This window comes from Phaeobacter sp. JH20_37 (genome assembly GCF_048056015.1).
GTDB classification, from domain to species: domain Bacteria; phylum Pseudomonadota; class Alphaproteobacteria; order Rhodobacterales; family Rhodobacteraceae; genus Phaeobacter; species Phaeobacter bryozoorum.
In genome coordinates this window covers 767,822-792,175 of record NZ_JAYMWW010000013.1, presented here as the reverse complement: position 1 = coordinate 792,175, position 24,354 = coordinate 767,822, and the positions used below count along the sequence as shown (strand labels likewise).

The 24,354-nt window shown below is 62.9% G+C and carries 20 protein-coding genes; 12 read left to right on the top strand and 8 right to left on the bottom strand.

Annotation, left to right across the window (positions count from 1 at the left end):
* Position 1: 1 nt before the first annotated feature.
* The 4 genes from argE to VWZ87_RS08620 all read left to right on the top strand — a co-directional run bounded on the left by argE (position 2) and on the right by VWZ87_RS08620 (position 5,003).
* Positions 2-1,168, top strand: a complete 1,167-nt coding sequence (gene argE, locus VWZ87_RS08635; protein ID WP_416536792.1) for an acetylornithine deacetylase — start codon at positions 2-4, stop codon at positions 1,166-1,168.
* A 241-nt stretch (positions 1,169-1,409) separates the two neighbouring features.
* Positions 1,410-2,576: a M20 aminoacylase family protein gene (locus VWZ87_RS08630; RefSeq protein ID WP_416536793.1), complete on the top strand. Its 1,167-nt coding sequence runs from the start codon at positions 1,410-1,412 to the stop codon at positions 2,574-2,576.
* A gap of 10 nt (positions 2,577-2,586) precedes the next feature.
* Positions 2,587-3,750 carry a M20 aminoacylase family protein gene (locus VWZ87_RS08625; protein WP_416536794.1) on the top strand — a complete coding sequence of 388 codons (1,164 nt, stop codon included), beginning with the start codon at positions 2,587-2,589 and terminating at the stop codon, positions 3,748-3,750.
* 89 nt (positions 3,751-3,839) lie between these two features.
* Positions 3,840-5,003: a M20 aminoacylase family protein gene (locus VWZ87_RS08620; RefSeq protein WP_416536795.1), complete on the top strand. Its 1,164-nt coding sequence runs from the start codon at positions 3,840-3,842 to the stop codon at positions 5,001-5,003.
* 84 nt (positions 5,004-5,087) lie between these two features.
* On the opposite strand, the gene VWZ87_RS08615 is transcribed toward VWZ87_RS08620, so the two are convergent.
* From VWZ87_RS08615 to moaA, 3 genes are read right to left on the bottom strand one after another with little or no spacing between them, the layout of a single operon-like run.
* Positions 5,088-6,131 carry a glycosyltransferase family 4 protein gene (locus VWZ87_RS08615; protein WP_416536796.1) on the bottom strand — a complete coding sequence of 348 codons (1,044 nt, stop codon included), beginning with the start codon at positions 6,129-6,131 and terminating at the stop codon, positions 5,088-5,090.
* 13 nt (positions 6,132-6,144) lie between these two features.
* On the bottom strand, positions 6,145-7,488 hold the full coding sequence (locus VWZ87_RS08610) for a 3-deoxy-D-manno-octulosonic acid transferase (protein WP_416536797.1): 1,344 nt from the start codon (positions 7,486-7,488) through the stop codon (positions 6,145-6,147).
* A gap of 1 nt (position 7,489) precedes the next feature.
* A complete protein-coding gene (gene moaA, locus VWZ87_RS08605; protein ID WP_340545099.1) occupies positions 7,490-8,497 on the bottom strand; it encodes a GTP 3',8-cyclase MoaA in 1,008 nt (335 codons plus the stop codon).
* A gap of 102 nt (positions 8,498-8,599) precedes the next feature.
* On the opposite strand from moaA, the gene VWZ87_RS08600 reads away from it, so the two are divergent.
* On the top strand, positions 8,600-9,070 hold the full coding sequence (locus VWZ87_RS08600; RefSeq protein WP_416536798.1) for a hypothetical protein: 471 nt from the start codon (positions 8,600-8,602) through the stop codon (positions 9,068-9,070).
* A 117-nt stretch (positions 9,071-9,187) separates the two neighbouring features.
* Here the strand turns inward: VWZ87_RS08600 and VWZ87_RS08595 are convergent, their stop codons facing one another.
* Genes VWZ87_RS08595 through glmU form a run of 3 tightly spaced genes read right to left on the bottom strand, consistent with a single transcriptional unit; the run spans position 9,188 to position 13,067 of the window.
* Positions 9,188-9,907: a DNA alkylation repair protein gene (locus VWZ87_RS08595; protein ID WP_416536799.1), complete on the bottom strand. Its 720-nt coding sequence runs from the start codon at positions 9,905-9,907 to the stop codon at positions 9,188-9,190.
* The gene (gene glmS / locus VWZ87_RS08590; protein WP_416536800.1) at positions 9,904-11,712 is read right to left on the bottom strand and encodes a glutamine--fructose-6-phosphate transaminase (isomerizing); all 1,809 of its coding nucleotides are present in this window, start codon (positions 11,710-11,712) and stop codon (positions 9,904-9,906) included. The genes VWZ87_RS08595 and glmS overlap by 4 nt, the downstream gene beginning before the upstream one ends.
* Positions 11,712-13,067: a bifunctional UDP-N-acetylglucosamine diphosphorylase/glucosamine-1-phosphate N-acetyltransferase GlmU gene (glmU, locus tag VWZ87_RS08585; RefSeq protein ID WP_416536801.1), complete on the bottom strand. Its 1,356-nt coding sequence runs from the start codon at positions 13,065-13,067 to the stop codon at positions 11,712-11,714. The genes glmS and glmU overlap by 1 nt, the downstream gene beginning before the upstream one ends.
* A 132-nt stretch (positions 13,068-13,199) precedes the next feature.
* Between glmU and VWZ87_RS08580 the strand changes: the two genes are divergently transcribed.
* Together VWZ87_RS08580 and VWZ87_RS08575 are read left to right on the top strand one after the other, a co-directional pair.
* A complete protein-coding gene (locus VWZ87_RS08580; protein ID WP_416536802.1) occupies positions 13,200-13,865 on the top strand; it encodes an HAD-IA family hydrolase in 666 nt (221 codons plus the stop codon).
* Positions 13,866-13,973: 108 nt separating this feature from the next.
* A complete protein-coding gene (locus VWZ87_RS08575; protein ID WP_416536803.1) occupies positions 13,974-15,182 on the top strand; it encodes a DegT/DnrJ/EryC1/StrS family aminotransferase in 1,209 nt (402 codons plus the stop codon).
* A gap of 21 nt (positions 15,183-15,203) precedes the next feature.
* Here the strand turns inward: VWZ87_RS08575 and VWZ87_RS08570 are convergent, their stop codons facing one another.
* Entirely contained in the window at positions 15,204-16,268 is a 1,065-nt protein-coding gene (locus tag VWZ87_RS08570) for a Hint domain-containing protein (protein WP_340545106.1), read from the bottom strand.
* A 198-nt stretch (positions 16,269-16,466) separates the two neighbouring features.
* Here VWZ87_RS08570 and VWZ87_RS08565 point away from each other — a divergent pair, with 198 nt between their 5' ends.
* Positions 16,467-17,627: an isovaleryl-CoA dehydrogenase gene (locus VWZ87_RS08565; protein WP_416536804.1), complete on the top strand. Its 1,161-nt coding sequence runs from the start codon at positions 16,467-16,469 to the stop codon at positions 17,625-17,627.
* Between the two features lie 152 nt (positions 17,628-17,779).
* On the opposite strand, the gene VWZ87_RS08560 is transcribed toward VWZ87_RS08565, so the two are convergent.
* On the bottom strand, positions 17,780-18,382 hold the full coding sequence (locus tag VWZ87_RS08560) for an OmpW/AlkL family protein (protein WP_416536805.1): 603 nt from the start codon (positions 18,380-18,382) through the stop codon (positions 17,780-17,782).
* A gap of 149 nt (positions 18,383-18,531) precedes the next feature.
* Here VWZ87_RS08560 and VWZ87_RS08555 point away from each other — a divergent pair, with 149 nt between their 5' ends.
* The 4 genes from VWZ87_RS08555 (at position 18,532) to VWZ87_RS08540 (ending at position 24,315) form a co-directional block, all read left to right on the top strand.
* A complete protein-coding gene (locus VWZ87_RS08555; RefSeq protein ID WP_416536806.1) occupies positions 18,532-20,073 on the top strand; it encodes an AMP-binding protein in 1,542 nt (513 codons plus the stop codon).
* Positions 20,073-20,570: a hypothetical protein gene (locus tag VWZ87_RS08550; protein ID WP_416536807.1), complete on the top strand. Its 498-nt coding sequence runs from the start codon at positions 20,073-20,075 to the stop codon at positions 20,568-20,570. Before VWZ87_RS08555 ends, VWZ87_RS08550 begins: the two co-directional genes overlap by 1 nt.
* A gap of 100 nt (positions 20,571-20,670) precedes the next feature.
* Positions 20,671-22,275, top strand: a complete 1,605-nt coding sequence (locus tag VWZ87_RS08545; RefSeq protein ID WP_416536808.1) for a carboxyl transferase domain-containing protein — start codon at positions 20,671-20,673, stop codon at positions 22,273-22,275.
* A 90-nt stretch (positions 22,276-22,365) separates the two neighbouring features.
* A complete protein-coding gene (locus tag VWZ87_RS08540) occupies positions 22,366-24,315 on the top strand; it encodes an acetyl/propionyl/methylcrotonyl-CoA carboxylase subunit alpha (RefSeq protein ID WP_416535942.1) in 1,950 nt (649 codons plus the stop codon).
* Positions 24,316-24,354 lie beyond the last annotated feature (39 nt).

Here is a 24,354-nt window from a genome sequence, read left to right as displayed (position 1 = left end):
TATGGCAGATCAGCTCAGCCCGCTGGAGATCATGACCAAGCTGATCTCCTTTCCCACTGTCAGCAGCGAAACCAACCTGCCGCTGGTGGATTGGGTTGAGGGCTATCTGGCAAGCCACGGCATCACCGCGCGTCGCTGGGTCGATCCCGAGCAGCCGCATAAAGCGGCGGTTTTTGCCCATGTTGGCCCCGAGGTCGAGGGGGCTGTTGTGCTCTCGGGGCACACGGATGTGGTGCCGATCGAAGGCCAGCCCTGGGACAGCGATCCCTTCACCGTGGTCGAGAGGGATGGCAAGTATTACGGGCGCGGCACCTGCGATATGAAAGGCTTTGACGCGCTGGCGATCTGGGCGCTGGTGGCCGCCCATTATCGCGGCGTCGCGCGGCCCTTGCAGCTGGCGCTCAGCTTTGACGAAGAAGTCGGCTGCACCGGCGCGCCGCCCATGATTGTCGCGATGCAGGAGGTCCTGCCAAAAGGATCCTGTGTCATCGTTGGTGAGCCTTCGGTGATGCGACCGGTGACCGGCCACAAGGGCGGGATCGGCTACAGCACCCATCTGGTGGGTTTTGAGGTGCACAGCTCGCTCATGCACACCGGTGTCAGCGCCATCATGCAGGGCGCACGGCTGATCGACTGGGCCAATGCCCGCAATGCCGAGAATATGGCCAAGGCGCCGGATGAGGTTGCAGCGCTGTTCACGCCTCCCTTTACCACCTGCCATGTCGGGATGATCAACGGCGGAACCGCGCATAATATCACCGCAAAGGACTGTCGCTTCGTGATGGATTTCCGCGTGGTGCCGGGCGAATCTGCCGCCGACTGGGAGGCCGCCTATCTGGCCAGGGTGCGTGAGGTTGAGGCGGAGATGCAGGCGATCCATCCCGACACCCGCATCGACGTCAGCAAGAAATTCAACGTTCCGGGGCTGGTCCCCGAGGTCGAGGGCGAGGCAGAGACGCTGGTGCGCTCGCTTACCGGGGATAATGGCACCCATGTGGTGAGCTATGGCACCGAGGCCGGACAGTTTCAGGAGGCGGGCTATTCCGCCGTGATCTGTGGCCCGGGTGACATTGCCCAGGCCCATCAGCCCAATGAATATATCGAGGTGTCGCAGTTCGACGCTGGCCACCACTTCATGCAGCAGCTGGTCGACCGGCTGGCATCCTGAGCCCAGAACAACGGCGCGTCGGCGGCAGCTGTTTGGGCTGATCGCGGCCTAAGGAGATCTGCTTGCACGTCGATACTTGATAAGGCAACTTTTCTGGCAGAGAGTGGCCGCAGACCCCGGAGGTTAGCGCTGTCGCCGGTCTGCACTGCCTGACTGAACGCGCATCGCCCAGGTGCAGGCTCAGTGCGCATCAGCCAGCGGTGCGGTTGGGGAACGACGGATCAAGTGTAGGGAGACACCCATGCCGATCAAGAATCGCCTGTCCGAAATGCACGCCGAAATCACCGGCTGGCGACGTCACCTGCATCAGATGCCCGAGCTGCTCTATGAGGTGCATAAGACAGCGGCCTTCGTCGAGGAAAAGCTACGCAGCTTTGGCATCACAGACATCACCACCGGGATTGGCCGGACCGGGGTTGTCGCTGTGATCGAGGGCAAGGCGAACACCTCTGGCCGGGTCATTGGCCTGCGCGCGGATATGGACGCGCTTCCCATCACCGAGGCGACCGGGCTGGACTATGCGTCGCAGACACCGGGGCTGATGCACGCCTGTGGCCATGACGGTCATACCTCTATCCTGCTCGGCACCGCCAAATACCTGGCCGAGACCCGCAATTTCGACGGCAAGGTTGTGCTGATCTTCCAGCCCGCCGAAGAAGGCGGCGCCGGGGGCAAGGCGATGTGTGACGATGGCATGATGGATCGCTGGAACATTCAGGAAGTCTATGGCCTGCACAATGCTCCGGGGATTCCTGTGGGCGAATTTGCCATCCGGTCCGGGCCTCTGCTTGCCTCCTCCGATGAGTTCGAGATCAGGGTGACTGGGGTCGGCGGCCATGCAGCAACCCCGCATGAGGCGATTGATACCACGCTGGTCGCGGCACAGATCGTGGTCTCGCTCCAGTCTATCGTGGCGCGCAATATCGACCCGCTGAAACGTGTGGTGCTGACCGTTGGCACATTTGAGACAGACAGTACCGCCTCTAATGTCATTGCCCATACTGCGCGTCTGCAGGGGACGGTGCGGACGTTGGAAACGGAGTGCCGCGGTCAGGCCGAGACCCGTGTGCGCCGCATTGCCGAGGATATCGCCTCTGCCTATGGCGCCCATGCCGAGGTCATCTGGACGCCGGGCTATCCGGTCACCGTAAATACTGAGGCTGAGACCGGATACGCGGTTGAGGCCGCGCGCGCTGTTGCGGCCAAGGTCAGCGATGACACCGACCCGATCATGCCCTCCGAAGACTTCGCCTATATGCTGGAAGAACGTCCGGGCGCCTATATCTTCCTCGGCAATGGCGACACCGCCATGTGCCACCACCCGGCCTATGATTTCGACGATGAGGCAATTCCGCTCGGATGTAGCTGGTTTGCCGAACTGGTCGAACGACGTCTGCCCGCAGCCTGAGGATTATCCGATGCCCGTGAAGAACCGCTTTGCCGAAATGCACGCTGAAATCACCGCCTGGCGTCGGGATATCCACCAGCACCCCGAAATTCTGTATGAGACGCACCGCACCAGCGCGCTGGTTGCCGAGAAACTGCGGGCCTTTGGCTGTGACGAGGTGGTGACCGGTATTGGCAGGACCGGGGTTGTCGGGGTGATCCGGGGGCGCAGCGACACGCAGGGCCGCGTGATCGGCCTGCGGGCCGATATGGATGCACTTCCTATGGCGGAGGATACCGGCCTGCCACATGCGTCGAAGATCGACGGGGCAATGCACGCCTGCGGCCATGACGGTCATACTGCGATGTTGCTCGGGGCTGCGAAATATCTGGCGGAGACGCGCAATTTCGATGGTGCGGCGGTGGTGATCTTTCAGCCCGCAGAAGAGGGCGGCAACGGTGCGGAGGCCATGTGCAAGGATGGGCTGATGGACCGTTTCGGCATCGACGAGGTCTATGCCATCCACAATTCGCCGGGGCTGGAGCTGGGCCAATTCGCGCTGCGGCCCGGCCCCATTCTGGCATCGGTCGACGAGTTTATCATCCGTCTTCAGGGGCGCGGCGGCCATGCTGCCAAACCGCAGGAAACCGTCGATACCACGGTGATGATGTGTCAGCTGATCACCGCCCTGCAATCCATCGTGTCGCGGAACGTCGATCCGGTGATGCAGGCAGTTCTATCGGTCACCTCGGCAGAAACGTCATCGAAGGCCTATAACATCATTCCCGACCGGGCCGAGGTAAAGGGCACCATTCGCACCCATTCTCCGGACGTTCGGGCGCAAATCCCGGAACGGCTGCGCGCGGTGACTGCCGGTATCGCGCAGAGCTTTGGCGGTTCGGCGGAGGTGGAGTTCGTGAACGGCGTGCCGGTGACCATCAATGACGCTGCCGCAACCGAATATGCCCATGCGGCTGCGGTTGCTGTGGCCGGTCGTTGCGCGGAGGTGTCCCTGGCGATGGGGGGCGAGGACTTCTCCTTTATGCTGGAGGAACGCCCCGGTGCGATGATCCGCGTCGGCAATGGTCCCTCTGCTGGGCTGCATCACCCGGCCTATGATTTCAACGATGACGCAATTCCCAGCGGATGCAGCTGGTTTGTCACCCTGATTGAGCAGCGCCTGCCGCTGCCCTGACGGGCAGGCGCGCTGCGCCCTGATCCAATTACCCGAATACGGCGCAGACCATGACGGTCGGCGCATTGAGCAAAAAAGAGGATATTATCATGCCTGTGAAGAACCGCTTTGCCGAACTGCAAGAGGAAGTCACCGCCTGGCGCCGTGACATTCATGAAAACCCCGAAATCCTGTTCGAGACCCATCGCACCAGCGCTCTGGTCGCTGAGAAGCTGAAAGAATTCGGCTGCGACGAGATTGTCACCGGCATTGGCCGGACCGGTGTTGTGGGCGTGATCAAGGGCAAGTCTGACAGCTCCGGCAAGGTCATCGGTCTGCGCGCCGATATGGACGCGCTGCCGATCCATGAGCAGACCGGTCTGGATTATGCCTCCAAAACCGATGGCGCGATGCATGCCTGTGGCCATGACGGCCATACTGCGATGCTGCTGGGGGCGGCCAAATACCTGTCTGAGACCCGCAATTTCGACGGTACTGTCGTGGTGATCTTCCAGCCCGCCGAAGAAGGCGGCGGCGGCGGCAAGGAAATGTGCGACGACGGCATGATGGATCGCTGGAATATCCAGGAGGTCTATGGGATGCACAACTGGCCGGGTCGGCCGGTTGGATCCTTTGCGATCCGCCCGGGTGCTTTCTTTGCAGCGACGGACCAGTTCGACATCACCTTTGAAGGGCGCGGTGGCCATGCCGCAAAGCCGCAGGAAACCATCGACACCACCGTGATGACGGCGCAGGCGGTGCTGGCGCTGCAAACCATCGCCTCGCGCAATGCAGACCCGGTGCATCAGATCGTTGTGTCCGTAACCTCCTTTGAAACCTCCTCCAAGGCGTTCAATGTGATCCCGCAGAGTGTCCAGATCAAAGGCACCGTGCGTACGATGTCGGGCGATATGCGGGATCTTGCGGAGAAGCGCATCAAAGAGATCTGTGCCGGTGTGGCAGCGACCTATGGCGGCACGGCTGAGGTGACCTATCACCGCGGCTACCCGGTGATGGTCAATCATGAAGAACAGACCGAATTTGCAGCCAAAGTGGCCCGCGACATCTCCGGCAGCTGCGATGACGCGCCGCTGGTGATGGGGGGCGAAGACTTTGCCTTCATGCTGGAAGAGCGCCCCGGTGCCTATATTCTGGTCGGCAACGGCGATACCGCCGCCGTGCACCACCCGGAGTACAACTTCAACGATGAGGCGATCCCGGCGGGCTGTAGCTGGTGGGCCGAAGTCGTCGAGCAGCGCATGCCTGCTGCCTGATCAGCCCGTCATCCAGTCGGTGACCTGCTTGCCTGTCCCATCGGGGCAGGCAATTTGTGTTCTGGCCGGGGGAGGGGAGCTGGATCAGCCTGCGGACCAGAGGTCCTGATAGACCGCGTCGATCCCATCGGCCTCGGCGCTTGCGCTGAAGGTCGTTACCGCGAGGTCACGCCCGGCGCGCCCGAAATCCAGCAGCTGATCGGGTGTCGACAGCAGGCGATCTGCCGCTGCCGCCGCGGCCTCGGCAGCTCCCAGCGGCACCACCGTCCCAACCGTTCCCTGTGCGGAGAACGCGCGGTAGTAGCCTGTGTCTGACCCGACAAAGGGGACGCCGCTTGCCAGCCCCTCCAGCGGAGCCATGCCATAGCCCTCATAGCGCGGCAGCTGCATCACCAAGGACAGCGCCCGTATCACACGCGGCAGATCGCCAGCCGGAATTTCGCCGGGAAAGAGGATGCGATCGCCAAGGCCAGCCGCCGCAATCCGGGCCTGCAGCCCCTTCAGAAAGCCCTGATGCTCCCGCGCGGCGCGGCCGACCACCAGAGCCACCAGACCGGGGTGATCCGGCAGCAGGCGCAGCATGGCGTCCACGAATAGATCGGTGCCCTTCTCGGGGCGAATGCGCCCGATGGTGGCAATCCCCTGCTGGCCTCCATACCCCAGCGCGGCCCAGGCGGAACTGCGGTTTTCCGCCGGTGTGAACAGATCTGTATCGACGCCATGTGGCACCACCGCGCGGACATGCGGGACATAGGCCGCTGCGGCCTCGGTGGTGGCGATCACAGCGTCCATGCGCGAGATCAGCCAGCGGGGAAAGGCCGAGTGGCGCCGCTGCGCCGCCGAGGTGAAGACAATGCGGATAGGCAGCCTCAGGACGTCGCGCGCCCAGATCGCCGCGCGCATTTCGGTGTTGCGCCTCACATGCCAGATGGCAAAGGGTTTGGCGGGATCATGCCTGCGTGAGGCCGCGCGGGCAGCGGCGATGCTGATGGGGTCGGGGCAGCCGGGCAGGGCGCGTCCGACGAGCGCCATATCATAGCGGCCCGCCTGCTGACGGATCACATTGGCGGCGGTTGCCGAAACGCCGGTGAAGTTGCGATTGAAATTGGTGACAAGAAGGTCGGCCATCTACGGGTCCCGTTCAATGGGGCTGGCGGGCGGGCGACAGCGCCAGATTGTCGATCAGCAGATCAACCACGCCATCAAGCGCTGCCGCCTGTGCCGCGACCACGCCACGGGCCGCGTCGCGCGCTGCGTTGAGGGCGGCATCATCTTCCATCCAGTGGCTGACGGCACCTGCTAGCCCCTTGGCATCATTGACCTCGACCGCGCCGCCCGCGCTGATCAACGGCGGATAGGTCTCGGCGAAGTTGGAGTATCCCGGACCCGTGATCACGGCAGCGCCTGCCTGTGCCACCTCAAAGGGGTTATGGCCGCCGATGGGCGCAAGGGAGCCACCAAGAAACACGATGGGCGACAGCGCATACCAGGTGCCGACTTCGCCCAATGTGTCGGCAAGATAGACCTGGGTATCCGCTGTCAGCAGCTGACCGGCGCTACGGCGCGCAACGCTGAGGCCTGCCTGCTCGATCAGCGCGATGATGTCCTCGGCTCGTTCCGGGTGGCGGGGGGCCAGCAGCAGGCAGATGTCCGGGTCCTCGGCCAGCAGCGCCTTATGCGCGGTGATCACCGTCTCTTCCTCGCCCCGGTGCGTGGAGCTGGCCACCCAGAGCGGGCGCTCGCCAAGCTCTGCGCGGACCGCATCAAGGGCCGCCTGATCGACGGGCAGCGGAGCGGAACCGGCCTTGAGGTTGCCGCTGGGATGGACTTTGTCCGGTGCGGCGCCCAGCTCGATCAGGCTTTCCCCCATCTGCGGGTTCTGGCTGAGCAGCAGATCAAACTTCTGCATCACAAACGCCGCGGTGGCCGGTTTCGATTTCCACCGCGCCACAGACCGGGCCGAGAGGCGGGCATTGACCAGCGCGAGCCGCACAGCAGCCTGTTCAGCGGCATGGAGCGTTACCGGCCAAAGCTCGCTTTCGACAAAAAGCGCTGCGTCGGGCTGCCAATGGCGCAGGAACCGATCGACCGGGGCGGTGGCATCCAGCGGGGCGAACTGGTGGCGACAGTTGGCGGGCATACGCTTGGCCATCATCTCAGCCGAGCTGGCGGTGCCGGAGGTCAGCAGAAACTCCGCGCCGGGCAGCCGTGGGGCCAGTTTGTCAATCAGGCTGAGCGCTGCGAGGCTTTCACCGACCGAGGCCCCGTGCAACCAAAGCAGAGGCGCAGGCCTGCCGTCCGGTCCGCGTGGGGTCGGGCGCGGCTGGCTGGCATAGCCCAGACGCTCGCGCTGCCGTGTGGGAGAAACGCCATGGTCGGCGAGCTTGCCCGCCACCTTGCGAAACGCGAATGGTGCCAGCAGCGCAGTGACGCCACGGTAGAGGTGAAACAGCAGCGTCGGCGCGCTGGTCCTGCGGCTGGCCATGTCAGCCGCCGGTATGGCTCATGTGGCGTGGCATCTGCCCGTCCAGTTTTTGCCGGGAATAGTCGAAATCATGGCCCTTGGGCTTGAGCGTGATCGCAGCCCGTATGGCCGCTTCCAGCGCCTGATCATCCTCGGGGTGATCCCGTAGCGGTGCGCGCAGGTCCGCCATGTCTTCCTGCCCCAGGCACATGTATAGCTCACCGGTGCAGGTCAGGCGCACCCGGTTGCAGCTTTCGCAGAAGTTATGCGACAGCGGCGTGATAAATCCGATCTTCTGGCCGCTCTCCTCCAGGCGGACATAGCGCGCCGGTCCGCCGGTCCGTTCGGTCAGATCAGTGACGCTGTAGTGATCCTCATAGGCGCGGCGCACGTCTTTCAGCGACCAATATTGACCCAGTCGGTTTTCATTGCCGATATCGCCCATCGGCATGACCTCGATCCAGGTCAGATCCATATCGCGCTCGGCGCACCAGCGGGTGATGGCGGGCAGCTCGTCCTCGTTGAAGCCTTTCAGGGCAACAGCGTTGATCTTGATCCGCAGCCCGGCCTTCTGGGCCGCATCAATCCCGCGCAGCACCTGGGGCAGGCGGCCCCAGCGGGTGATCTCGGCAAATTTGGCCTCGTCGATGGTATCGAGCGAGACATTCACCCGCCGCACACCGGCGTCATAAAGATCCTGCGCGTATTTTTCCAGCTGCGAGCCATTGGTGGTCAGCGTCAGCTCCTTCAACGCCCCGCTTTCCAGATGCCGGGTCATGGCGCGGAAGAAAGTCATGATGCCCCGGCGCACAAGTGGCTCACCACCGGTGATCCGCAGTTTCTCAACACCAAGATTGACGAAGGTCGAACACATGCGATCCAACTCTTCCAGTGTCAGAAGATCCTTCTTCGGCAGGAAGGTCATGTTTTCGGACATGCAGTAGACGCAGCGAAAATCGCAGCGGTCGGTGACCGAAACGCGCAGATACGTAATGGCGCGGGCGAAGGGATCAATGAGTGGCGCTGTCATTCTTCTTAGGTAAAGCGGGGCGGCGCTTGCGGCAAGGGCTGAGTTTGGCCGAACCCGGGATTGCCGCTGGCAAAGCCGTGAGCGCGGAGCTAGTGTCGCGATATGCGTTATTCTGTTTTGATCCTGTCGTCTGTCGTGCTGCTTGGAGCCTGTGGCCAGTTGCAGTGGAATTCCTCGGTTCTGGGTGGGGGTAGACCCTCTGGCCCGGTTGGTGATCCGGTCAGTGATACGGCCGCTACGGTCCCGCCGGCGCCGGGTGTCGAACAGACACCGCTGGACGCTGCGAACGGTTCGGTTGCCCCGGTCGGCGCGGCTGCGGGCTATACCGGGCGCGCCTCAACCGTGGCCAGCCTCGGGGATCCCTCGCAGCCCGGCCTGTGGATGGATACGCCTTTGGTCGATAGTGCGCAGGTGGCGCGCGTGCGCTCGCCTCGGGGCACCGAGGTCACGCTGACTCTGCGTCCCATCGGTGGAGACACCGGCGCCGGAAGTCGGCTTTCGATTGATGCGATGCGCGCACTTGGGCTGCCGCTGACGGAGCTGGTCGAAGTTGAGGTCCTGCCTGCCGCCTGATCGGCCCTGAGGTCGTCACCTCCGGCGAGCCCCCCCAAAAAAGAAATGGCGCGAAGGATAGCTCCTGCGCGCCTATTTTGTTGGTAACAGCTGCTGCGAGATTCCTGCCTGCGCGGTTCAGTCGGCGTGACTGGCAGCAGGCAGATGTTTGGCCGCTTCCTTGCGGGCAAAGGGCTTCATCGCTGCGCCATGTTCGGCAAGGAATGCGCGGGTGCGCTCAGCGTCATGTTTGCTCAGATCGCGCAGCCACCAGGCGATGGATTTCTGAAGGAACCAGTTGCGATCCGGCACGTAGCCAGCGGCCCAGCCGAGGATCCGCTCGCGTGCGGCCAGTTCTTCAGCTTTTGGGTTGGGCAGCTTGGCCCAGGGCAGGGTGGCAACCAGGGCTGCCCGGCGGCTCCACATGTGATCAGAGCCGGTCCAGCCCTCGACGATATCCAGACGTGCGGGCTCAGCCTGAAGGCGTTTCTGGATGGCCGAGGCTGCGTGGTCTGCAATGGCCCAGCTGTCAAAATCCGGCAGCCAGCTTTGCAGCAGGTCCCAGACCGGTGCGTCGTCCCTGATCCGCGCCTGAGTCAGCAGCTTTGCCGCCGCGATGCGCGCCTCGAACACATCGCTGGCCCAGAGCTCCTGCGCCAGCGCGCAGCGCGCGGCAACCCCATCGTCGCCCGAACTCAGCTGCTTGCGCCACTCCTGGCTCAGGCTGTTGATGGTGGGATTCGGAACCCCCAGCACAACGCGCTTCTGCTTGTGATAGCTGGCCATCTGAGCCGCGCGCGCAGGCTCGGCGGCGCTCTCCAGCGCGGCCAGTGCCACCTCCAGTGTCAGATCGCTCATTCCACCGTTACCGATTTTGCGAGATTGCGGGGCTGGTCCACATCGGTGCCCTTGGCGATCGCGGTGTAATAGGCGATCTGCTGCGCCGGCACCGCATAGAGGATGGGGGCCAGCGCATCGGGCACCTGCGGCATCACGATCACCTCATGGGTGCCATCACCGGCGAACTTGGCGCCTTCGGTGTCGGTCACCAGGATCACCTTGCCCCCGCGTGCCATGACCTCCTGCATGTTTGACACTGTCTTGTCGAACAGTGCATCACGCGGCGCCAGAACCACCACCGGCACCTTCTCGTCAATGAGCGCGATGGGGCCGTGTTTCAGCTCGCCGCTGGCGTAGCCTTCGGCATGGATATAGCTCAGCTCCTTGAGCTTCAGCGCGCCTTCCAGCGCCAGCGGATAGAGCTGCCCCCGCCCGAGGAAGATGATATCCCGTGCCTTCGCCAGCCCGCGTGCCGTAGCGGTGATCTGCTTGGCGCCCGTCAGTGACTGGTTGATCAGACCGGGCAGCGCGCGCAGATCGTCGGGCATTCCGGCAGGCAGGGCGATGCCGCGCTGTTGGGCCGCCCGCAGGGCGAGCAGCAGCAGGATGGTCAGCTGGCAGGTAAATGCCTTGGTCGAGGCAACAGAGATTTCCGGGCCGGCGTGCAGCGGCAGAAGCACATCGCTTTCCCGCGCGATGGAGCTTTCGGGGACATTGACCAGCCCCACGATCTGCTGCGCCTTGCCGTCCATGTAGCGCAGGGCGGCCAGGGTGTCGGCGGTCTCTCCCGATTGTGACACAAACAGCGCCATCGTCTTGTCCGACACCGGCGGCTCGCGGTAGCGGAACTCAGAGGCGACATCGACTTCGACCGGCATCCGGGCGATCTGTTCGAACCAGTATTTCGCAACCATACAGGCATAATAGGCGGTGCCACAGGCCACCATGGTCAGCCGCTCGATCCTGGTGAAGTCCAGCTCGGACGGCAGCGCCAGCTGGCCATCCTCGCTCAGATAGGCTTTCAGCGCGCGGTCAATGGCAACCGGCTGTTCGGCGATTTCCTTGGCCATGAAATGCTTGTGGCCGTCCTTGTCGACGCGCGCATTTGCCAGCTGGATCTGGCGTTTTTCTCGGTTGGCGATGGCGCCGCGCTGGTCCCAGATATCGAGGCTGGTCCGCGTCAGTACCGCAAAATCGCCTTCTTCCAGATAGGTGATCTGGTCGGTGAACGGAGCCAGCGCTATCGCGTCCGACCCGACGAACATTTCGCCCTCGCCATGGCCGATGGCAAGCGGCGAACCCTTGCGGGTGGCGATCATCAGATCCTCTTCGCCCTCAAACAGGAAGGCTAGGGCAAACGCTCCGTCCAGACGCGACACGGTTTCGCGCGCCGCTTCGACCGGGGACTTGCCGTCGCTGATCAGCGCCTCGCAGAGCAGGGCGACGGTTTCGGTATCTGTCTCGGTCTCAAAGGTGATGCCTTTCTGACCCAGCTCCACACGCAGCTCTTTGAAGTTCTCGATGATGCCATTGTGGACAACGGCAACCCTGCCGGCCCGATGCGGGTGGGCGTTGCTGACCGTCGGCGCCCCATGGGTGGCCCAGCGGGTATGGCCGATACCGGATTTGCCTCGCAGCGGTTCATGAACAAGAAGATCGGAAAGGTTCACCAGCTTTCCCACCGCACGGCGGCGGTCCAGCGCGCCGTCACTGACGGTGGCGATCCCGGCGCTGTCATAGCCGCGGTACTCCAGCCGCTCGAGAGCCTTGACCAGGATTGGGGCCGCTTCATGATTGCCAAGAACGCCGACGATGCCACACATTATTCGGCTCCTTTGCCAAGACGGGCCTTCTTGGCGCGCAGCATGTCCATCAGCTTGCGCGCCCGCCCGGGTTTGTTCTGTTGCTCGGCGCGCGCAATGGCCAATGCGCCGTCCTCGACGGATTTCGTGATCACGGCTCCGGTCGCGGTCATGGCCTGATTGCCGACGCGCACCGGGGCCACCAGCATGGTGTTGGACCCGATAAAGGCACCGGCTCCGATTTCGGTCCGGTGTTTCATCACGCCGTCGTAGTTGCAGGTGATCGTTCCCGCGCCGATATTGGTACCGGCACCAACGCTGGCATCGCCGATGTAGCTGAGGTGGTTGACCTTGGCGCCCTCGGCAATTTCAGCATTCTTGATCTCAACGAAATTGCCGATGTGGGTGTTCTCTGCCAGCTCTGCACCGGGGCGCAGGCGGGCATAGGGGCCGACCTTGGAGCCGCGCGAGATATGGCAGCCCTCAAAATGTGAAAATGACCGGATGAAGACGCCGCTTTCGACCGTGACATCGGGGCCGAAGACAACATTGGGCTCGATGATCGTGTCGCGGCCGATGACGGTGTCAAAGGCCAGATAGACCGTCTCAGGATCCATCAGCGTGACGCCATCCTCCATCAGCGCGGCACGTGCACGGCGCTGGAAGATGCGGTCGGCTTCGGCCAGATCCGCGCGGGAATTGATGCCAAGGGTCTCGGCCTCATCGCAGGAGACCGCAGTGACCCGAAGCCCATCGGCGCGGGCCAGCTCCACAAGATCAGTGAGATAATATTCGCCGGAGGCATTGGCGCTGTCGACACGGTCAATCAACGCAAACATCTGCGCCGCATTGCCGGCCATCAGCCCGGAATTGCAGAAATCAATCGCGCGCTCGGCCTCGGTTGCGTCCTTGTATTCGACAATACGTTCCAGGCTGTCGCCATTCATGACCAGGCGACCATAGCGTGCCGGATCAGCTGCGGTGAAGCCCAGAACCACCAGATCGGCGTTCTGCCGTGCGGCGATCATATGTTCCAGCGTTTCGGCGCTGACAAAGGGCGTGTCGCCATAAAGCACGACGATATCGCCCTCGAAACCGGTCAGTGCCTCTCGCGCCTGCGCGACGGCATGAGCTGTGCCAAGCTGTTCTTCCTGAACGACAATTTCGACATCTTCGTCGATATCGGCCAGGGCTGCCCGTACATAATCCGCGCCGTGGCCGGCCACCACGATGGTGCGCTCGGGGGCCAGCGCGCGACCGGCGGACAGCGTATGTTGCAGCATCGGGGCGTGGGCAATGGGATGCAAAACCTTGGGCAGGTCGGAGTTCATCCGGGTGCCTTTGCCTGCGGCCAGAATGACGAGGGCGGTGCTCATGTGATGTTTTCTCTTTGTCTTTTCAGCGCCCCCGTTTTATCCGCTAACAGCAGGCGCGCAAGGCAAAGCGCCATCAAACAAGGTTGCGGCTTGCAACAAGCGGTGGCGGAAACGCGCCGAGAGAGGGCAGATATGCGAACGGTTATCTTCGATCTCGATGGTACTTTGGCGGATACATCCGGTGATCTTCTGGCTGCGGCGAATGCCTGTTTCCGTCAGATGGGACTGGGGAATCTGCTGTCCTTGCCACGGGATGCTGCGGTTGCCCTGCGCGGCGGCAAGAGCATGTTGACCACCGGGCTGAAACGCGCCGGGGAGTATCGTGAAGAAACCGTCGAGGAATACTATCCGCGGCTTCTGGAGTATTACCGCGATGCGATTGACCATCACACCGTGTTGTATCCGGGCGCCATGGCGGCGGTGGAGCAGTTGAAAACCGACGGGTTCCGGGTGGGGATCTGCACCAATAAGCCGGAGGCGCTGGCGGAGAAGCTGATGCAGAGTCTGGGCGTACGTGATGCGTTCCACTCTCTGGTCGGGGCGGATACGCTGCCGGTGCGCAAGCCTGACCCGGAGCCGCTGCGGGAGGCTGCCCGGCGGGCCGGGGGTGATCCTGAGCGTACAATTCTGATCGGTGATACGGACACCGACCGCAAGACCTCGGCAGCGGCCGGGGTGGCCTCGGTGCTGGTGACCTTTGGTCCGTCCGGCGACGACCTTGAGGCCCTGCGCCCCGAGGCGCTGTTACAGCGTTTTGAGGATCTTCCTGCACTGGCGGCCCGCTTGCTGCCTCTTTGATGTCAGGCGATGTCGTCCGTGCGATGTCGTCATGACATCGTCGCCGTCTTCTCGGGTGGGTCCATGGCAGGGCTTGACCTCGTGTGATCAGGGGCAGACAAAAACACCATGACAGAGATATTCAGCGGTAGCTTTACCCAGCAGGAACCCATCCCCGAAGACGCCATCGAAGCCGCCGTCGCGGTGATGCGCCACGGACGCCTGCATCGCTACAATGTGGTAGCGGATGAGGCGGGCGAGGTAACCCTGCTGGAAGAGGAATTTGCGGCACAGATGGGCGCGCCCTATGCCCTGGCCGTGGCGTCGGGGGGCTATGCGCTGGCAACCGCCCTGCGCGCGGTCGGGGTGCGGCCCGGCGACAGGGTGCTGACCAATGCCTTCACCCTCGCGCCCGTACCGGGGTCGATTGCCGCTGTTGGCGCACAGCCGGTCTATGTCGGGGTAACCGAAGCGCTGACCCTTGATCTTGAGGATCTTGAGCGTCAGCTGGCGGCGGATGGTCACCCGAAGGTTCTGATGCTGTCACATATGCGGGGGCATCTTTGCGATATGGATCGGTTGATGGCCATCTGCGATGCTGCGGGTGTCACCGTGATCGAGGACTGCGCTCATACCATGGGGGCGCGGTGGAACGGGGTACTGTCCGGCCGTCATGGCGCTGTCGGCTGCTATTCCTGCCAGACCTATAAGCACGTCAACTCGGGAGAGGGTGGTCTGATGATCACCTCGGACCCCGAAATCGCGGCCCGCGCCATCATGCTGTCGGGGTCTTATATGCTCTACTCACGGCATCGGGCTGCGCCCGGACCTGAGGTGTTCGAGCGGATCAAATATGAAACCCCCAATATTTCGGGCCGTATGGACAACCTGCGCGCTGCGATCCTGCGCCCGCAGCTGCGGCAACTGGACCAGCAGGTGCAGCGCTGGAACGAACGCTATCAGCAGATCGAGACAGGGCTGCGAGACACGCCCGGCCTGCAGGTCGTTGAACGCCCGCAAGCGGAGTTATATGTCGGCTCCTCCATCCAGTTCCTGCTGCTGGACTGGTCGGCTGACAAGATCCGTGAGGTGCTGCGCCGGTGCAGCGCTCGCGGGGTCGAACTCAAATGGTTTGGTGCGGCTGAGCCGGTCGCATTCACCTCCCGCTATGACAGCTGGCGCTATGCGGCGGCACCGGCAATGCCCGCAACTGATCGGGTGCTGCACGGGATCATCGACATGCGGGTGCCATTGACCTTCTCGCTTTCCGACTGTGCGCAGATCGCGCGCATCATCCGGGCTGAGGTGGCGGCGGTGTTCCAGGCCGGAGAGCGCTGACGGGTCGGCTGGCTGCTCGGCTCAGATAGGATCCACGACAGCGCGATTGTTTTTGCCGATCCGTTCCAGAAGCCGCTTTTGTCTGGGCTGTGGCGGGATGGGTCTGGCGCTGGCAGGGCCGTGCTGGGCCGCGCCAACCAGATCCGGAAACAGCTGTTTCAACTCCTGCCGCGCGGCGGGGGAGAGGGCGGCCAGCGACGGTTCGGTGACCAGCAGGCTTTCGCTGGGGGCACCATTGGCGAGAACGATCTCGTGGTTGTCGAACAGCATGTGGAAATAGGCGATGCCCTCCTGCGGTGCGGATACATAGATCCCCGGCAGGGCCGTAAGGCGAATGGCCGGGATCAGCACCTCGAATTGGCCAAACATGCGCTGCGCCACGCGTGATCGGATCAGCATCCGATGCTGCCGCGAGACCAGCAGCGGTTTCTTGGGCAGTCCCGGCCCGAGGGCGCCGGCCTCGATCCGCACCGGGCGGAGCCTGGGGTCGTCCCTCATCTCGTTCGCCGAGACACGCCGCCTGCCAATCCAGCGCAGCGGCTTCAGCCCGTCCTCGGTCATGACCATGTCGCCCGGCGTGAGGGTTTCGATGGCGCGGGGACCGTCGGCCGTTTCGATCAGGGTGCCATTGCAGAAGCATACCAAGAGCGAGATATTGTCGACGATCGCGCCGAGACTATCGTCGCTGCCAAGTTCGGTCAGGCGCAGCGTGTAGTCTCCGGGGCTGGTGAAATTCACATTCAGGCTGGTCTGGGTAAAGCTGCTGGTGGTCGGCAGCACCGACATGGAGGCGATAACCGCTCCGCTCGCATCCAGAATTTCGACGGTAAATCCCTCAGTGCCCGCCTGACTCAGCGAGGCAGTACGCAGGGCGGCGTCCAGCGTCAGCGTGGTCTGGATCGGAGCAGTGACGGTAAAACTCTGCTCCATCACGGTGGTCTGGCCGGATTGACCGTCCATTTCGGCTACGCGATTGGATGAGCCATTCCCGAGATAGGCGCTCTCTGTATTGCTGGCCTCCAGGTCGGTGCCGCTCCAATTGGCGGAGCCGCTGTCAAATGTTCCGTTGATGATCAGATTTTGCATCGCGCCGGGCCTCTGCCTGCTTTTGGTAAACAATGCGTTAATCGCAAAGTAAGGCGCCAGTGTGGCAAGCGCACCTCCGTGGCTGCGGGTATGTTCAGATTATTTCTGCACCCTGAGGTGTCATCTTATTGACTGAAGGCCAGGGATGTGGCTATTAATGAACAACTGTTCAATAACCGGCGACTTCGGGAGAAAACGATGTTTAACGCAAGCATGACCTTTGATCTGGGCGAAGATGTGAATGCCCTGCGCGACATGGTGCACCGCTGGGCGCAGGAGCGCGTCAAGCCAATGGCGCAGGAGATTGATCAGAAAAACGAATTCCCCGCCGAGCTATGGCAGGAGATGGGTGAGCTGGGATTGCTGGGTATCACCGTGCCTGAGGAATTCGGCGGTGCCGGCATGTCCTATCTGGCCCATACCGTCGCGGTTGAGGAGATCGCCCGGGCCAGCGCCTCGGTGTCGCTGTCTTATGGCGCGCATTCGAATCTCTGCGTCAATCAGATCAAGCTCAACGGCAATGCCGAACAAAAGGCAAAATATCTGCCGCGGCTGATTTCCGGCGAACACGTCGGCGCGCTGGCCATGTCCGAGGCAGGCGCCGGCTCCGATGTTGTCTCGATGAGCCTGCGCGCGGAGAAGCGCAATGATCACTACCGCCTGAACGGCAATAAATACTGGATCACGAACGGTCCCGATGCCGACACGCTGGTGGTCTATGCCAAGACCGACCCCGAAGCGGGATCCAGGGGGATCACAGCCTTCCTGATCGAAAAGGAATTCAAGGGCTTCTCGACCTCGCCGCATTTTGACAAGCTGGGGATGCGCGGCTCCAATACCGCCGAACTGGTGTTCGAAGACGTCGAGGTCCCATTTGAGAATGTGCTGGGTGAAGAAGGCAAGGGCGTGCGCGTCCTGATGTCTGGTCTCGACTATGAGCGCGTCGTTTTGGCGGGCATCGGCACTGGCATCATGGCCGCCTGCATGGATGAGATGATGCCCTACATGAAAGAACGCAAACAATTCGGCCAGCCGATTGGAAACTTCCAGCTGATGCAGGGCAAGATCGCCGACATGTATACCGCGATGAACACCGCGCGGGCTTATGTCTACGAAGTGGCAAAAGCCTGCGACAAGGGGACTGTGACCCGCCAGGATGCCGCCGCCTGCTGTCTTTACGCCTCTGAGGTGGCCATGACGCAGGCGCATCAGGCGGTGCAGGCCTTTGGTGGGGCGGGCTATCTCTCCGACAACCCGGTGGGCCGTATCTTCCGGGATGCCAAGCTGATGGAGATTGGCGCGGGCACCTCGGAGATCCGCCGGATGTTGATCGGCCGCGAGCTGATGGGCCAGATGTAAGCCCGCACCGGGGCAGATGCCCCGGGTGACTGCTGCCTTGCGGCTTGGTGATGCAACACGCCTGCAAGGCGCAAGACAGAGAAAGCGGCGCCCCATAAGGTGCGCCGCCTCTCCCTGAACCACTCGTTCTAATCAGTTACTCGTCAAAGGGATCAGAAACGGTGAACGTAGCCAAACCCAACAGTGACCGGATCAATCTCGGCGGTGCCGATCTTGGTGCCGTTCAGGGTCACATCGGTTTCGATATCCATGTAGCGGACGTTCACCCGCAATGCGCCACGATCCGAGATCTGCCAGTCGGCGCCAAGGTTCAGCGCCAGCCCGACGCTGTCATCAAGCGAAATAACCCCCGCGGGCGAGCTTTCCTCAAAGAAGGTCGTGTAGTTGATACCAACGCCGACAAAGGGTTTGAACTTAGTCTGCGTCGGGAAGTGATAGTTGACCGACAGGGTCGGCGGCAGATGCTTCGTAGTCGCGGTATAGGCGCCGTTCAAAGAAATATCATGTTCGAACGGGCTGGCGGCCAGAAGTTCAATCCCGATGTTGTCGCGGATGAAGTACTCCGCGGTGAAGGTCAGAGCAGTATCGTCGTCAATCGTGGCGGCAGCACCGGCGAGCGTACCATTGTCGGATTTCGGATTGACGTTGGCGATGCCGATGCCAAGGGTCCAATCCCCCTGGGACTGGGCAAGGGCGGGGCCGGCCAGGGCTGCCAGTGCAGCGCTAAGAGCCAGGGCGGAAACCATACGGGTCATTGGGGCTATCCCTCTTCTTTCGTGTACGGGGGATCTATGCGCTCATCCGCCGGGTGTTACACTGATCTGGATCAAACCCGCGCGGGCTTTCCCCTTGGGAACGCAGTGAAAAAACGCATGTCGGCCATGCAACCTGCGAGGGGCTGTTAATGACCAAGCAGACGACATATCCCGGGTTGACGGCCGCAGGCGACTGGGCGTTTCCTGCCCGCCTCAACATGGCTGAACAAGCTCTGGACCACCCGGACGATGCGCTTGCGCTGATTGACCTCACGACCGTAGACCGCCGGGATGTGACCTACGGGATGCTGCGCGGACAGGTGGACCTGCTGGCCCGCCACCTGTCGGCGCAGGTCGCCCCCGGAGATCGTGTCGGTGTACTGCTGAGCCAGTCTGTCGGCTGCGCAGTTGCGCATCTGGCGATCTGGAAGATTGGTGCCATCTCGGTGCCGTTGTTCAAGCTGTTCCAGCAGGATGCGCTGGCCTCACGCATCGGCGATGCCGGATTGGACCTTGTGCTGACCGATACGGCTGGGGCCGCCCAGCTGGGTGAGCTGGCACAGCCGCTTCTGGTGGAGGAGGTCCTGACCGAAACCCCGGCGCACAATGGCGATCTGCTGCCCTATGTCGAAACCACCCCGGAGACGCCAGCGGTGTTGATCTACACCTCCGGCACCACAGGCAGCGCCAAGGGGGCATTGCACGGGCACCGGGTTTTGGCGGGCCATCTTCCCGGTGTTGCGATCAGCCATGATCATCTCGGCCAACCTGGCGATTGCCTCTGGACCCCTGCGGACTGGGCCTGGATCGGCGGTCTGTTCGATGTGCTGATGCCGGGTCTGGCGCTGGGCGTCCCTGTTGTCGCCGCACGGTTGGACAAATTTACGCCGGAGGCTTGCGCCGACATCATCCGCCGGGGGGACGTGCGCAACGTCTTCTTCCCGCCGACCGCATTGCGCCTGCTGAAGGCGGCGGGGCAGGGGCTCGACGGTCTGCGCTCGGTCGCGTCTGGTGGAGAGCCCCTGGGCGCAGAGATGCTCGCCTGGGGCCAGCGGAGCCTGGGCGTGACCATCAACGAATTCTACGGTCAGACCGAATGCAATATGACGGTTTCCTCCTGCGCCGCTGATTTCCCGGTCCGTCCGGGCTGTATTGGCAGGCCGGTTCCGGGGTGCGTGGTCGAGGTGATCGACGCCGACGGCACCCCCACACGTGCTGAGGGCGATGTCGCCGTGCGCCGGGGCGCGGCGTCGATGATGCTTGAATACTGGAACCGCCCCGACGCGACGGCTGAAAAATTTCATGGCGACTGGCTGGTCACCGGGGATCGCGGCATCTGGGAGGGTGACTATCTGCGCTTTGTGGGCCGCGAGGATGATGTCATCACCTCCGCCGGCTATCGCATCGGCCCGGCCGAGATCGAGGACTGCCTGATGACCCACCCGGCCGTGGCAACCGTGGGTGTGGTGGGTAAGCCGGACGAGCTGCGCACCGAAATCGTGAAGGCCTATGTGGTGCTGAAACCCGGCCATTCGCCATCCGAGAAGGATCTGCAGGACTACGTCAAATCCCGTCTGGCAAAGTACTCTTACCCACGCGAAGTGGAGTTCTTGGACGCCCTCCCGATGACGGTGACCGGTAAGGTGATCCGCAAGGAACTGAAGGCGCGGGCAGCGGGGGAGATGAACTGATGAAACAGCCGCTCCTTTCCTTTCTTGCAGCCTGTGCTTGCGCTTTAGGCGCGCCCTTTCCTCTTACTGCGGCAAATGAGGAAACCCCCGTTTTTGATACAGCTGGTTTTCTGAGTGCATGCACTGGATTTGTCCCCGATGTTGGCTATGCGGTGCCCATGGACACCCAATGCGTCTCGCAGGCCGTCCGCATGTGCAACATGAGCCAAGAAAACAAGGCTTTACAGTACTGTGTTGAAAGCGCTGCGGCGTGGGTGGAGGCGGGTGGAGCGCGCATCGTTAGCCTGATGCCCGGCTTCGACAAAAGTGTTCTTGATGGCAGCGGGCCTGCAGGTCTGCGTATGCCTGCCTTGGGTGAGGTTCCCGATTGCACCAAGGTTTCGGACCCCAATCTGCCGTCGGACGTAGCGTGCCGCTATTCGGAGGCGCTTTTGGAATGGCTCAAACTAAGAATTCTGATGCGCGGTGAGAAAATGACCGGTGAGGCAAGCCAATGACTATAGGTATTGCTCACCCGGCGTACGGTGCCGCAACCAGAACCAATAAGTCTTCCTGTATGACGGGACACAGCCTAACCCCAACAATGGGAGAGTGGACATGAAACTCACATCCAAGGCGATGCCTTCCTCGGAAGGCTTCAAACAGAACCGTGCGGCGCATCTGGACGCGCTTGCGCAGATCAGCGAGGCGGCAGAGGCCGCGCGTATGGGGGGCGGCGAGAAGTCCCGTGCCCGGCACGAAGGCCGCGGCAAGATGCTGCCGCGCCGCCGGGTGGCGAACCTCTTGGACCCCGGCTCTCCGTTTCTGGAGATCGGCGCCACTGCGGCGCACGCCATGTATGACGGCGCCGCTCCTGCGGCGGGCGTGATCGCGGGCATCGGTCGGGTTCACGGCCAGGAGGTCATGGTGGTCTGCAACGACGCCACCGTGAAGGGCGGCACCTACTACCCGATGACGGTGAAGAAGCACCTTCGTGCGCAGGAGATTGCCGAGGAAAACCGTTTGCCCTGCATCTACCTGGTCGACTCGGGTGGTGCCAACCTGCCCAACCAGGATGAGGTCTTCCCCGACCGTGACCACTTCGGGCGCATCTTCTACAATCAGGCGCGGATGTCGGCCAAGGGCATCCCGCAGATTGCCGTCGTCATGGGCTCCTGCACTGCGGGCGGTGCCTATGTGCCGGCGATGTCGGATGTCACCATCATCGTGAAGGAGCAGGGCACCATCTTCCTCGCGGGCCCGCCGCTGGTGAAGGCCGCCACGGGCGAGGTGGTCAGCGCCGAGGATCTGGGTGGCGGCGATGTGCACACGCGCCTCTCCGGTGTGGCGGATTACCTCGCCGAGGACGATGCCCATGCGCTGGCACTGGCGCGGCGCGCGGTGCAATCGCTGAATATCACCAAGCCGTTGACAGTGAACTGGGCCAGCCCAGAGGAACCCGCCTACGACCCCGAGGAAATCCTCGGCGTGGTGCCGGGCGATCTGCGCACGCCTTATGACATCCGCGAGGTGATTGCGCGGCTGGTCGATGGCTCGCGCTTTGATGAGTTCAAGCCGCGCTTTGGCGAGACCCTTGTGACCGGCTTTGCCCATGTGAAGGGCTGCCCGGTCGGCATCATCGCCAACAACGGTGTCCTGTTCTCCGAAGCCGCCCAGAAAGGCGCGCATTTCGTGGAGCTGTGCTCCCAGCGCAAGATCCCGCTGGTGTTCCTGCAAAACATCACCGGCTTCATGGTCGGCCGCAAATATGAGAACGAAGGCATTGCCCGCCACGGCGCCAAGATGGTGACAGCGGTGGCCACCACCAATGTGCCGAAGGTTACGATGCTGGTTGGCGGCTCCTTCGGTGCTGGCAATTACGGCATGTCGGGCCGCGCCTATTCCCCGCGTTTCCTGTGGACCTGGCCGAATTCCCGTATCTCGGTGATGGGTGGCGAGCAGGCGGCGGGCGTGCTGGCGACAGTGAAACGCGACGCGATCGAACGTATGGGCGGCAGCTGGAGCACTGAGGACGAGGCCGAGTTCAAACGCCCCACCATCGAGATGTTCGAGGAGCAGAGCCACCCGCTTTACGCCTCGGCGCGGCTTTGGGACGACGGCATCATCGACCCGCGCAAGAGCCGCGACGTGCTGGCCCTGTCGCTGAGTGCCGCCCTGAACGCCCCGATCGAAGAGACCAAATTCGGCGTCTTCCGGATGTAAGCGCCCCGCGTTTCTTCTGGCCCAAAATATCCCCGGGGGTCCGGGGGCAGGCAGCCCCCGGTCCAGAGCTCCAGACAAAGGACCAACCCCATGTTTGAAAAGATCCTGATTGCCAACCGCGGCGAAATCGCCTGCCGCGTGATGGAAACCGCCCGCGCCATGGGCGTGAAAACCGTGGCGGTCTATTCCGACGCCGATCGTGGCGCAAAGCATGTCGCCATGGCGGATGAGGCCTGCCACATCGGGCATGGCCCGGCGCCGGCCGACAGCTATCTCCTCGGCGATGAGATCATCGCAATTGCCAGGGCGACCGGTGCGCAGGCCATCCATCCCGGTTACGGGTTTCTTTCGGAGAACCCGGGCTTTGTGGATGCTGTAGAGGCTGCGGGCCTTACCTTCATCGGCCCTTCTGCGGAGGCGATCCGCAAGATGGGTCTGAAAGACGCCGCCAAGGTGCTGATGGAGGCGGCTGGCGTGCCGGTGGTCCCGGGCTATCACGGCGCCAATCAGGATGCCGATTTCCTCAGGGATCAGGCGGATCAGATTGGCTATCCGGTGCTGATCAAGGCAGTTGCCGGTGGCGGCGGCAAGGGGATGCGGCTGGTTGAGAAACCTGCCGATTTCGCCGACGCGCTCAAAAGCGCGCAGGGCGAGGCCACCACCGCCTTTGGCAACCCCGATGTGCTGATCGAGAAATACATCCAGCAGCCGCGCCATATCGAGGTGCAGGTTTTTGGCGACGGCAAAAGTGCCGTGCATCTGTTCGAGCGCGACTGCTCCCTGCAACGCCGCCATCAGAAGGTGATCGAGGAAGCCCCCGCGCCGGGCATGACCGCAGAAATGCGCGCCGCGATGGGCGAGGCGGGCGTGCGCGCGGCCGAAGCCATCGGCTACAAGGGCGCGGGCACGGTTGAGTTCATCGTTGACGGCTCTGACGGGCTGCGCCCTGACGGGTTCTGGTTCATGGAAATGAACACCCGCCTGCAGGTGGAGCATCCAGTGACCGAGCTGATCACCGGCGTTGATCTGGTGGAATGGCAGCTGCGGGTTGCCTCGGGCGAGAGCCTGCCTGCCAAACAGGAAGACCTCACCATCACCGGCCACGCTTTTGAGGCACGGCTTTACGCCGAAGACGTGCCCAAGGGCTTCCTGCCCGCAACCGGCACGCTGACGCATCTGTCCTTCCCGGCTGAGGCCCGCGCCGACAGCGGTGTCAGGGCAGGGGATACCATCAGCCCCTGGTATGATCCGATGATCTCGAAGGTGATCGTACATGGTCCCACCCGCGCAATCGCCCTGTCGCGCCTGTCGCAGGCGCTGGCGGCAACCGAGGTCGGCGGCACGGTCACCAACCTTGCCTTCCTTGGCGCGCTGGCGGCGCATGAGGGCTTTGCGGCGGGGAATGTCGACACGGGCCTTATCGCGCGCGATCTGGATCAGCTGGTGCAGGCGCCTGGGGTGACGCCCGAGCAGAAGGCCGCCGCCGGCATGCAGGCCCTTGGCCTCCTCGAGGGCGGCTGGGAGACCGGCTTTACCCTTTGGTCCGATATGCGCCGTTCCGTTCACCTCAGCCATCAGGGTGATGTGTTTGAAGCCACGGTTGAGGTGGATGGACCGGATCGCCAGATCTGGGAGTTCCCCCAGGACCCCGAATCCCAGGTCTGCGCCACCAGGATTGGTGGACATTGGGTGCTGGGCGGTAATCGTCTGCCCTCGATCGCCCAATCGGGCAATACGATCACCGTATTTGATAGCTATGGCCTTGAGTTCGAGGTGATTGACCCCCTGGACCGCGCATCGGCAGCGGGCGGGGATCAGAATGTGATCGAGGCCCCGATGCCCGGTCTGGTCAAGGCGGTTTTTGCCGAAGCAGGCCAGAGCGTCAAAGAAGGTGAACGACTCGCTATCCTTGAGGCGATGAAAATGGAACACTCGCTTCTGGCGGCCCGCGACGGCGTGGTGGCCGAGGTGCTGGCCTCGGCTGGTGATCAGGTCGAAGCGGGGGCCGCGTTGGTCCGCCTGGAGGAGGCGGACAGCTAAACGGCTGGCATGGGCGCGATCTCGGGTCGTGCCCGCGCC

Coding starts and splice junctions, on each gene's coding strand:
- argE (WP_416536792.1), top strand. CDS start 2: ATGGCAGATCAGCTCAGCCCGCTGGAGATCATGACCAAGCTGATCTCC.
- VWZ87_RS08630 (WP_416536793.1), top strand. CDS start 1,410: ATGCCGATCAAGAATCGCCTGTCCGAAATGCACGCCGAAATCACCGGC.
- VWZ87_RS08625 (WP_416536794.1), top strand. CDS start 2,587: ATGCCCGTGAAGAACCGCTTTGCCGAAATGCACGCTGAAATCACCGCC.
- VWZ87_RS08620 (WP_416536795.1), top strand. CDS start 3,840: ATGCCTGTGAAGAACCGCTTTGCCGAACTGCAAGAGGAAGTCACCGCC.
- VWZ87_RS08615 (WP_416536796.1), bottom strand. CDS start 6,131: ATGGCCGACCTTCTTGTCACCAATTTCAATCGCAACTTCACCGGCGTT.
- VWZ87_RS08610 (WP_416536797.1), bottom strand. CDS start 7,488: ATGGCCAGCCGCAGGACCAGCGCGCCGACGCTGCTGTTTCACCTCTAC.
- moaA (WP_340545099.1), bottom strand. CDS start 8,497: ATGACAGCGCCACTCATTGATCCCTTCGCCCGCGCCATTACGTATCTG.
- VWZ87_RS08600 (WP_416536798.1), top strand. CDS start 8,600: ATGCGTTATTCTGTTTTGATCCTGTCGTCTGTCGTGCTGCTTGGAGCC.
- VWZ87_RS08595 (WP_416536799.1), bottom strand. CDS start 9,907: ATGAGCGATCTGACACTGGAGGTGGCACTGGCCGCGCTGGAGAGCGCC.
- glmS (WP_416536800.1), bottom strand. CDS start 11,712: ATGTGTGGCATCGTCGGCGTTCTTGGCAATCATGAAGCGGCCCCAATC.
- glmU (WP_416536801.1), bottom strand. CDS start 13,067: ATGAGCACCGCCCTCGTCATTCTGGCCGCAGGCAAAGGCACCCGGATG.
- VWZ87_RS08580 (WP_416536802.1), top strand. CDS start 13,200: ATGCGAACGGTTATCTTCGATCTCGATGGTACTTTGGCGGATACATCC.
- VWZ87_RS08575 (WP_416536803.1), top strand. CDS start 13,974: ATGACAGAGATATTCAGCGGTAGCTTTACCCAGCAGGAACCCATCCCC.
- VWZ87_RS08570 (WP_340545106.1), bottom strand. CDS start 16,268: ATGCAAAATCTGATCATCAACGGAACATTTGACAGCGGCTCCGCCAAT.
- VWZ87_RS08565 (WP_416536804.1), top strand. CDS start 16,467: ATGTTTAACGCAAGCATGACCTTTGATCTGGGCGAAGATGTGAATGCC.
- VWZ87_RS08560 (WP_416536805.1), bottom strand. CDS start 18,382: ATGACCCGTATGGTTTCCGCCCTGGCTCTTAGCGCTGCACTGGCAGCC.
- VWZ87_RS08555 (WP_416536806.1), top strand. CDS start 18,532: ATGACCAAGCAGACGACATATCCCGGGTTGACGGCCGCAGGCGACTGG.
- VWZ87_RS08550 (WP_416536807.1), top strand. CDS start 20,073: ATGAAACAGCCGCTCCTTTCCTTTCTTGCAGCCTGTGCTTGCGCTTTA.
- VWZ87_RS08545 (WP_416536808.1), top strand. CDS start 20,671: ATGAAACTCACATCCAAGGCGATGCCTTCCTCGGAAGGCTTCAAACAG.
- VWZ87_RS08540 (WP_416535942.1), top strand. CDS start 22,366: ATGTTTGAAAAGATCCTGATTGCCAACCGCGGCGAAATCGCCTGCCGC.